Genomic DNA, 10,081 nt, shown 5'->3' with positions numbered 1-10,081 from the left:
CAGTACTATTTAGCTAGAAAGCCACCAGTGTGACCACCTTAAAACGTCCATACATTGCTATCGAATCTCTGTGATGAAAACTCGGGAAGATGTTCGTTAAAGGCACCAATGTTTACTGGGTCGTCAATATATGCTGGTTCAATGTTTACTGGTTCAGAGGAGCATTTACATAGAAGAACGTAGAGCAAGTCGAGCGATTAGAGTTAGAGTGGGTATTTTGAGGGGGATAGTATTGTGGGCTGTTGGAGTGGAAACTGGGTGCCGTTGTTTAAACAGAAAAACCCACACAATAAGCAATCTACAGTGCGGGGTTTGATACGAAAAATTACAGCAATGCGCCGATATCTTGTACGATTTCTGTAATACCGATAGTAAAGAACTGCACACCCATACAGATAAGTAGAAAACCCATTATTCGGGTAAACGCGTTAATACCATTTTGACCCAAAGCTTTAAGTAACGGGTAAGCCATACTCAGAATAAAAGCGGCGACTAAGCTCACAACACCAAATCCACCAATGACTCCTGTATAAATACTAATCTTTTCTAACTCTTCTTCACTAGATGCGATTTCAGCGGCAAGGCTAATGATCAATGCCATTGTTCCGGGACCGCACAGTGATGGAATCGTAAGGGGCACTAAAGCAATAGAATCTTGTCCGACACTGCCATCCATGCTTTCTGGTTTTGGAAACAACATGTTAAAGCCAATCGCACAAATGATGATCCCGCCACCCAAACGTAAGCTCGGAATTGAAATACTAAACAACTCCAAAACAGAAGCACCAATAAAAAAGGTGATGCACATAGCGATGAATAGGTAAAGCCCAACGGTTTTCGCTTGTGAAACGATATAACTCTTGTCTCGGCCCTTACTTAAACCAAGAAGAACGGTGGCAGCGGCTGGTGGGTTCATCATTGGCAACAAGCCGAGAACAGTTAGAGTTAAATAGGTGAATAACGTTTCTATGTGCATACAGTTTCCTTTAAATGTGGGTGGGTTTTTGTGTCTTGGGTAGTGGTTAAATTATTAGGTGTCGCTTAATCTCGAAGCAAATTAATGACTAAATGGCTGACTAACTAAATGATTGACTAGCTAACTAAGTTAAAGAAGCATTAACTGTGCAAGATATAGAACACTAAAGAATGAAATCGCATCGGTTAATGTAGTGAGCAGTGGGCTAGATAACATGGCTGGGTCGAGGTTTACGCGCTTGAGAATTAGGGGCAAAGCGCCACCGATCATGACTGCACAAGTGGACGATATCGTGTAGGCAGCCGCGACTAACACCGGTAATAAATGACTTTGCTGACCATGGGTGAACAACATGAGTAGGGCAATAACCAAACCAATTGCAAGACCATTGATAGCGCCAATCGGTAACTCTTTGGCGACGACAAACAACCAGTCTTTAGCGGAAATATGCTTTGTTGATAATTCTCGAATAGAAACAGCAACGGATTGGTTGCCCGCGGCCCCGGATAAGTTAGCCACTAAGGGTAAAACGGCAGCTAATACGGCAACTTGTTCGATAATATGCTCAAAGGAAGCGATGATCGATACCGCGGCATAGCTCAAGATTACCGATGGCAACAAAAATGTGAGGCGTCGGATATTACGTTGTAATAGCGGCATAGTACGAAACTCGTCACCGCCAAATATACCGCTGGCTTCACGTTGTTGTTGTTCGGATTTCTCATATAACGCCTGGTTTAACTGGGTGTGACCAACGATACCAATTTGAAAGCCATGTTCGTTGATAACAGGAACCGTAGAGTGTGAGGTAGAGTCGAGCACACTTTTTAATGATTGGAGATCAAAATCTGCAGGTACGGTGGGGACACTTGTATCAATATGATCGAGCAATCTATCCCAAGATTGAGCGAGAAACAGTTCTCTAGTTTTGACCGTACCTAAGTAGTTACCGCGTTTGTCGTGTAAATAAATGTAGCGCCATTCAATTCGTTCAGAGCTTTGCTCGCCTTCACGCAAGACGGTTTCTAAGTCTGAAATGGTTGCCCAGCTTTCTAGTTTGATTATCTCATTCTTGCAAATTCGCCCCACGGAACCATTAGGAAAAGACATTGCGGATTTTTCTTCGTTTTCCCAAGTTTCGGGTAATGAGGATTCAAGGGCTTTGTGAAGTGGTTTAGGTAAGCTGCGTAATAGAGATCGGCGAACGTCTGAACGCATATGTAAAAGAATGTCTTTCGCACTGTCGATAGGAAGGTTTGAAAATAAGAGTGCACGCTCTGGCTCTGTTAGGTAATCCAGAAAGTCAGCAGCCAGATTAGGCTGCTGAGTACAAAGCAACACCCAAAACTGTTCACACTGTGCGTTGGTGAACTTTCTAATCACGAATGGAAGATCGGTCAGGTTAGCACTTTCTATTTGTTTGATAATGCCATCACTAGTCCCGGACTGCATTGCTGAAATTAACTCGGAGTACAGCAGCTCGGCGTCAGTGTTAGGTAATGGAACGGTTATTAAGGTCATAATAATGGGCTACACTGCAATGTGATTACGTTTGCGAATTATTCGGATAAACAAGGTGATAAAAGCAATTGCCATCAGCATTAAGCTGGTGAAGAGAAACCACTTGGTGATGAGCTCTTGATGTTGATGTAGAAACGGGTGACGCATAATGGACTTTCCTGCATAAAGCAGGGTTAACACCCACACGATGGAACTGGTCATGCTGATCATGACTGTGCGTATAAAGCTCAGGTGTGCAATGCCCATCAGCATAGGGGTTAGAACTCGAACGAAAGGAATAAAGCGAGACACGAACAATGATAGGAACCCGAATTTATTGAGAAGGCGCCTTGCTCTAGGTAATGAATCTTCAGGCAGTACGACTTCAATTTTGTTCATGAAGCGTGAACCTTCTAACCAGCGTCCTTGTAGATAACCTATAATGGTACCTAAACAAGCCGATAAGCTGAGAGCAGTCAGGGCGGTATAAAAATCCACAGCACCTAATCCAACTAGTCCACCTACAAACAAGACCAGTCCATCCCCAGGGAGAGGCAAAAACACAAAACTCGACTCTAGAAATAACACAACCGCAAGCAGTAGCAGCAAGATATGGAGTGAGTTGATCTCAAGTAGCGTGTCAAAATCTTGTATCCAAATGGCGGATAATATTTCATTCATACTCTTTCCTTAATGGTATCAAACGACGTAACAGCCAGAACTAACTATCTGGCTGTTGTGTTTCGTGTTAGTCGAACATCAATATTAAATAAGCGAAGAAGAGGACAAGGTGGGTCGCACCATTCAACGAGTTGGTTCTACCGCTGCTAAAGCTAACGCTGGTCATGAGAAGTGTAGCGGCCAGCAACACCATTTCTGCGGGTTCTAAGCCTAATTTCAAGGGCTGATCCATTACACCAGAGATCAATAAAACGGCCGGTACGGTCAGTGCAATCGTTGCTAATACTGAGCCGAAGAACAGGTTGATAGCGCGCTGTAGCTGGTTTGTGAGAGCGGCTTTGACGGCACCAACAGCTTCTGGCGCGAGAATAATAAGGGCAACGATAAGGCCACCAAGGGCTGCCGGAGCGCCCATAACGCTAATGCTGTCGTTAATTGGAATGGCTAAACCTTTTGCCAGAAGTATTACGATGAGTAAGTAACTAATTAACATGACGGTGTGAAATAGATTGCTACTTACAGGGCCGTGGTGGTCATGTTCACTTTTATTGTCGGCATCAATGAAGAAGTGGGTATGGCTACGTGTTTGTACGAACAGGAATACGCCATATAACGCAATGGATGCGAGAACTAATGTGCCCATCAAGCTCAATGACATGTTTCCATTGTCACTACTGCTGGTAAAGTTTGGCAAGATCAAGCAGAGCATCGCAAGAGGAATAATGGCAACCAAATACGCTTTAATGCCATCCAAATTGTAGGACTGGGTGTGATACTTCATCCCACCAACTAATAAGGTAATACCGACAAAGCCATTCAATACCGCCATGATCACAGCAAACATCGTATCTCGGGCAAGAACTGGATTTGGATCGCCAGTCAACATGACAGAAGAGATCATAATCACTTCTAATGAGATGACTGACAATGTCAGAATAAGGGTGCCGAATGGGTCTCCCAACTTAATTGCTAAGGAGTCTGAGTGGCGAACCACCGCAAAAATGGCGGTCATTGAGACATAAAAGAGGACGGCGGTAGTGATGACATAAGAGAAGATTGAGAGACTTGAGGTCAGCATGCTTTCACCTAAAGTCTTGAAGAATATTACAGTCAAAATACCAAGGAGCAGCGTTTTCTCTTGTTTTAAAATCTTATACATTTGAGCTTCTCGTTGAGACCAACATCGTAAGGTCCTAGTGACTTTGTCGGTTCGCGAATGTTCACTACGTCCTCCATAAGGTAGTGATTTGCTCATAGCTTATGGTTGTGGGAAGAGGTTGAATATGAATTAGAGAAATTCATAAATGCTTCAATTGTTGCCCCAATTCTGAATTTCTCTAATTCGTCGATTTTAAGTTCATTGATTTCAATAATGGCGTTAACAAACTGCAGTTCATAAGTTGCCTTTGGAGTCACAATGAAAACATTACGCAAATGTATACCGACTAATTTAATTCCTACTACTCTTGTCTCTGCGCTTGTACTTAGTCTTTCAAGTACCTCGGTAATCGCTGATATCAACTTGGCTGAGCGCACGATTCCAACGCCTGTGGGGATATCGACAACGTTTGCTGAAATGATCGAAGGTAGAGGCAGTATCCCAGAGATTCCTGTCCCTGAAAGTACAGAGGCGTGGCTTGAATTTCAGTCCATGTTTGATGCGCCCGGAGTTGAACTCGCTAAATCAGTAGCGGAACGTTTTGAAGTCACGTATGAAGCAAAAAAATTTGCAGGAGTAGATACCTTTTTTGTCACGCCCAAAATAGTCTCATCTGAATATAAAGATAAGTGGCTAGTTCATATTCATGGTGGCGCGTTTGTTTTTGGTGGGGGTGAATCGGCACTTCGAGAGGCAATTTGGGTCGCGAATGGGTTAGGGGCAAAAGTGATTTCAGTTGATTATCGTCAGCCACCATTACATCCATTTCCAGCTGCAATTGATGATGCCGTTGCCGTTTGGAAAGAGCTAATGAAAACTCAAACAGCAGAATCGACGGCTATTTTTGGCACATCTGCGGGCGGTAATTTAACGTTGGCAACGACACTAAAAATACAAGATATGGATTTACCGGCTCCGGGAGCGCTTTTTGTTGGCACACCTGCGGTTGATTTGAAAGAAACATCGGATACTTGGCACACATTGAAGGGGCTAGATTCATTAGGTCATCGTGAAGGATTAATTCAAGCGACATTTGATTTATATGCTGATGGTGAGGCATTGGATAACCCAATAATTTCACCTATTTACGCAAATATAGATGCTTTTCCACCCACTGTTTTTATTTCAGGAACTCGTGATTTATTACTGAGTGATACGGTTCGAATGCACCGATTACTGCGCAGCGCTGATGTTGAGACTGAGCTTCACGTTTATGATGGTCAGTCTCATGGTGATTATATGAATGGACTCGTTGCGGACATGCCTGAATCGGAAGATGCTATCAAAGAGATTGGCTTATTCTTCAATAAGCATATCAATTAGTTTTAGTTTTAGTTTTAGTTTTAGTTTACAAAAGGCTCCAAAATAAGTGACCGATATGAAGTAACTTGATGTTCAAGAGTTACTTCTCTGGTTGCACCACTTTATCGAAGAAGCTTTGCATCGCTTGGTGCAACAGTTGGTTCAATGGGAAGCCACGTTTAGATTGTAGGTAGCCACCGTTAATTTGAATGGACCTCATCTCTCTAGGGACAACAGGAAGAGGATAGCAACTCAACTCTGGTTCATTTTCTGTCATGAAGGTACTGCCGAATGAAAAGGCATCAGAGTGTTTTAACTTGTTAAGTAAAACTCGAAGACTATGAGTGGATAACACAATATTAGCCTTGTAGCCTTTCGCTAAATAAAGGTCTTCAACTGGCGCACGCTTCGAGTTAATTCCATCTGCGAGTATCCGAGTTATAGGAAGGTGGTGAATATCTTCCCAAGCACTGCCGTTACTAAGCACAGGGTGGTTTTTGCGGGCAATAAGGCTCAGCTTGATTTCTTTCAATTTATGTTGATAAATTTCTTGTGGTAATGGGAATTGGGCGAAGTGGAGCATATAGTCAACTTGGCCATTAAGCATGTCACTCAAGCTTTGTTCTTGCCAGTAAACCAGTTTGAAGTTGGCATTAGGTAATACGCTTCGCAGCTCACTAAAAATACCATCACCGTATTGCTCTAGCAGGAAAATGTTCATTGCTATCGATACTTCACCGGTGAACTGTTGAGGGTCAAAATTTTGATAAGACTCAACGACTTTAACCAATGGCGTGAACATTTCATCGGCCGCTTCTGCCAGTTTTTCAGCTAGTTCAGAAGGTTCTACTCCATGTGCTTTACGTATAAACAGTTGATCGCCAAACGTTTCTCTCAGCTTAGCTAGACCACGGCTGACGCTAGTTTGTGATATCCCTAGTTTGTCTGCGGCTTGATGTGTGTTTCGTGTTTCTACAACCGCTTGCAATAGTTTCAGTAGATTTAAATCTAAATCGCGAAGTTCTTTCATCGTCAGTCCTTAACTATTGAGAGAATTCCATTGTAGTGTTGAACGAGGGTGACGCAAACTCATTTTTGTCCGCAGTTGTGAAGTGGGCTTTGAGCAACATAAGTTGTTGGTATCCAACTGAACTACCTCAAGAAGCAAAAAAGTTAGTTTTGGTTACAAAAGCGTACTCTTATTATCACACTAAATATAAATCGTATAAAGACGACGCCGTAAGGTTTAACTATAAACCCCGTTTATAGCAAATGTAATCCCCACCAACTATTTAGACCAAAACTGAACCTATAGAATAGCGGAACACACTTATATGGACCGTTTTCATTAATGGCCAAGTCGACGGGTTCTGTTTGTCATTTTGGTTGCAACTCCCTTTTCTATTTCGAAACACACCAACTCTGTCCTGGACACCCAATCAATTGTTAAATGAGTGATGACACGTTAAATGCGGATATGAATCGGGGCATCGAAAATCTACAAGTGAAATTGGTCTAAGTTAAACGAAATCCAAGACAATATTGAGTTTGTGGCTGAGTTGAATGACAAGAAAGGTTCGGGCGCCACTTAATTACTAATTACGTGAACGCTCTAGCTTTTATTGCGGATGGTTCAAGTGTGGGCTTGTTGCATGTGTGCAATACGCCGAAAAATTCTCTCGAAACATCCTAAGGAATCTATAAAATGAAGATGACGCAAGTCGCTCTCAATGTTGTGGTTGCATGTGCCACTCTTACCCCCTTTTGGGTCAATAGTGCTGGCTTAAGCATGTCTCAAATAGCGACAACCAAAAGCGTTGCAACAGCAGGGGCCGCCAACGTTACAAACAGTTCTGACTCTTCTGCAACAATCTCAAATGCTGCTGCACTTTCTGGCATTGAAGATCGCTCGTATGTTTCGGGCGCTCAGTATATCAATGTGTTCAACCAGTTCACTCGTGATGATTCAGGAGAGAGCACTGAAGCCTCAAAGGGGTTAATCGCACCTCACGCCTCTTATGCTAAAAGAGTGAATAAGAAAGCGGTACTTGGAATTAGTCTTCATTCCGCGGGTGGCTTAGGTGCTGAATATAGCAATGGTGTCGGCGCCAATCCAATCAATGCCATTTCAGAGAACGCTATTGCTGTCGTCGATATTACAACTGGTGTTTCATATCAAGTTACAGACAAGCTCTCCCTTGGCGGTTCTTTGATTCTTCAATACATGAAAATAGACGTCGTTGGTGGCGTGAACACTCAATTGGAAGAACTTGCTACCGGTGACAGTGTTGCCCCTTCTTTTGCACTGAGCTCGTACTACACGTTGAGCGACAATACACACTTGGGTCTGCAATATCGGCATAAAACAGATCATGAAATTGATATTGAAACGTCGCTAGATGTGAATCCAACAGCGAATTTATCTTGGGTTACTAGTATCGACTTGGGGCTTAAGCATGCTCTTTCCAAACAAACTGATTTAATGGTTAACGCTAAGTTTGAAAACTGGGAAGATTATGATGACAAATATTCATGGACCTATTCTATAGGCGTTGGCGCGGCGCATAAGATGGATAAATTTACGATTTATGGTGGCGCTAGCTACGACTCTTCTCCAGTGAACGAGAATGAGCGAGACGTACTACTGCCCGTTGACCAGCAATGGCGCGTTGGGTTTGGTAGTGAGTATGAGCTTGAATCTGGCAACAAGTTAGGTTTAGCGTATCAATATCAAAATAATGGAACAGCGGATATCACAGCCGACAACGTGACGCTCCAGCCAACAGGAAGTTATGAAGATAACCGTATTCACTTTGTGACTCTTTCTTATCGTCACTGATTCGTTTAACAAGCCTAGATGCCGAGCTATACACTTTAAACTCACCCAGAACCAAAGCAGAAGAATATAAGAGTAAAGAGCAGAAGAAGGCTTTGGTTAATCACTAAAATGTGTCGATATTTGTCGGTGGTCGTGGACTTGAGCTATTTAGAGGCATGAACTATAAATCCTGTTTATAGTAAATGTAACCACCACCGACTATTTAGCCAGAAACTGAACCTATAGAATGGTGATACACACTTATGGACGCTTCTCACTAATTAGCCACAATGGATGGGCTGACTATAAGGTTCACTCATGCAAGCACCTCACAATTGTCACGTAATGGCCAAGCCGACCGGCTCTGTCTGTAATCTTGATTGCAGTTACTGTTTCTATCTTGAAAAACACCAACTCTATCCTGAACGTCAAACAAACTGGCGAATGAGTGATGACACGCTAAGTTCCTATATAAAGCAGACCATTGAAGCTCAAAGCAACAACCATGTTCAATTTACTTGGCAGGGCGGTGAGCCAACAATGATGGGGCTCGCGTTTTTTGAAAAAGCCATGCAGTTATGTGAACAGTACGGAAAGGGAAAAAAACTTGAACACACCTTTCAAACCAACGGCATTTTGCTTAACGATGCTTGGTGTGAGTTTTTCAAAAAACATCACTTTTTAGTCGGTGTGTCCATTGATGGGCCGCAAGATTTACACGATGCTTACCGAGTCACCCGCTCGGGTAAACAAACACATGCTCAAGTTATGCAAGGTATCGAATTGTTAAAAAAGCATGGTGTTGAGTTTAATACGCTTACCGTCGTCAATAATGAAAATGTGAAACATCCAAAGCGGGTGTATCAGCATTTGAAAGAGATTGGTTCAACGTATATTCAGTTTATTCCGTTGGTCGAACGAACGAAGCAAACATGTTCTCAAACGGATTTAAAACTTGTCTTACCCGATGAGCCTTTAGCGGAAGTCACGTCATGGTCGGTGCCTTCGCAAGCCTATGGCGAATTTCTTTGTGATATTTTTGATGTATGGGTACGCAAAGATGTGGGCTCCATTTTTGTGAATATGTTTGATAGTACGTTGAGTGCTTGGTGCGGACAGCAATCTGGAATGTGTCATTTTACTGAACGTTGTGGTCATGCTTTTGCTCTTGAGGCGAACGGGGACTTATACAATTGCGACCATTATGTATACCCTGAACATCGTTTGGGCAATATTCATCATAAATCGATTTCTGAATGCAATAACAGCCAGCAAGCCATTGAATTCGGTCTACAAAAACAAACAACATTGACTCCCGACTGTAAAAAATGCCCATTTCAGTTTGCCTGCAATGGAGGGTGTCCAAAACATCGTTTTGAACGCAGTTCAAGCGGACATCCAGGGCATAATTATTTTTGCCAAGGCTATAGAAAATTTTTCGAGTACAGTGCTCAATACATGAAAGAAATGCGTAGGCTATTATCTGTTGGTCGTTTTGCAGATGAAATCATGTGGGCATTGGCTTATCAAGATGTGAAGCTGACAGCAGTTGTAAGCAAAAGCTCTGTGACCATTGGTCGTAATCAATCTTGCTCTTGTGGAAGTGGTATAAAATACAAACATTGCTGCGGAGTAAGAAGGTAAA

8 protein-coding genes are annotated in these 10,081 nt (G+C 42.7%); 3 read left to right on the top strand and 5 right to left on the bottom strand.

Annotation, left to right across the window (positions count from 1 at the left end):
- Positions 1-325: 325 nt before the first annotated feature.
- The 4 genes from AC3CID_RS22100 to AC3CID_RS22085 form a co-directional block, all read right to left on the bottom strand.
- Positions 326-976 carry a MarC family NAAT transporter gene (locus tag AC3CID_RS22100; protein ID WP_054545826.1) on the bottom strand — a complete coding sequence of 217 codons (651 nt, stop codon included), beginning with the start codon at positions 974-976 and terminating at the stop codon, positions 326-328.
- 129 nt (positions 977-1,105) lie between these two features.
- On the bottom strand, positions 1,106-2,497 hold the full coding sequence (locus AC3CID_RS22095) for a magnesium transporter (protein WP_114634756.1): 1,392 nt from the start codon (positions 2,495-2,497) through the stop codon (positions 1,106-1,108).
- A 9-nt stretch (positions 2,498-2,506) separates the two neighbouring features.
- Complete coding sequence (locus AC3CID_RS22090) at positions 2,507-3,157, bottom strand: DedA family protein (RefSeq protein WP_065206737.1); 651 nt, start codon at positions 3,155-3,157, stop codon at positions 2,507-2,509.
- Positions 3,158-3,224: 67 nt separating this feature from the next.
- Positions 3,225-4,316, bottom strand: a complete 1,092-nt coding sequence (locus AC3CID_RS22085) for a calcium:cation antiporter (RefSeq protein WP_054545823.1) — start codon at positions 4,314-4,316, stop codon at positions 3,225-3,227.
- 258 nt (positions 4,317-4,574) lie between these two features.
- Here AC3CID_RS22085 and AC3CID_RS22080 point away from each other — a divergent pair, with 258 nt between their 5' ends.
- Entirely contained in the window at positions 4,575-5,639 is a 1,065-nt protein-coding gene (locus tag AC3CID_RS22080; RefSeq protein WP_488527477.1) for an alpha/beta hydrolase, read from the top strand.
- A 79-nt stretch (positions 5,640-5,718) separates the two neighbouring features.
- On the opposite strand, the gene AC3CID_RS22075 is transcribed toward AC3CID_RS22080, so the two are convergent.
- Complete coding sequence (locus tag AC3CID_RS22075) at positions 5,719-6,648, bottom strand: LysR family transcriptional regulator (protein ID WP_054545821.1); 930 nt, start codon at positions 6,646-6,648, stop codon at positions 5,719-5,721.
- 675 nt (positions 6,649-7,323) lie between these two features.
- On the opposite strand from AC3CID_RS22075, the gene AC3CID_RS22070 reads away from it, so the two are divergent.
- A complete protein-coding gene (locus tag AC3CID_RS22070) occupies positions 7,324-8,457 on the top strand; it encodes an OmpP1/FadL family transporter (protein ID WP_248391934.1) in 1,134 nt (377 codons plus the stop codon).
- A gap of 297 nt (positions 8,458-8,754) precedes the next feature.
- Positions 8,755-10,080: an anaerobic sulfatase maturase gene (locus AC3CID_RS22065; protein WP_488527476.1), complete on the top strand. Its 1,326-nt coding sequence runs from the start codon at positions 8,755-8,757 to the stop codon at positions 10,078-10,080.
- Position 10,081: the final 1 nt, after the last annotated feature.

It is taken from the genome of Vibrio sp. QJM3NY_21 (assembly GCF_057785975.1).
Note: the sequence above shows the minus strand (reverse complement) of the source record. Positions and strands in the feature narration are given on the sequence as shown.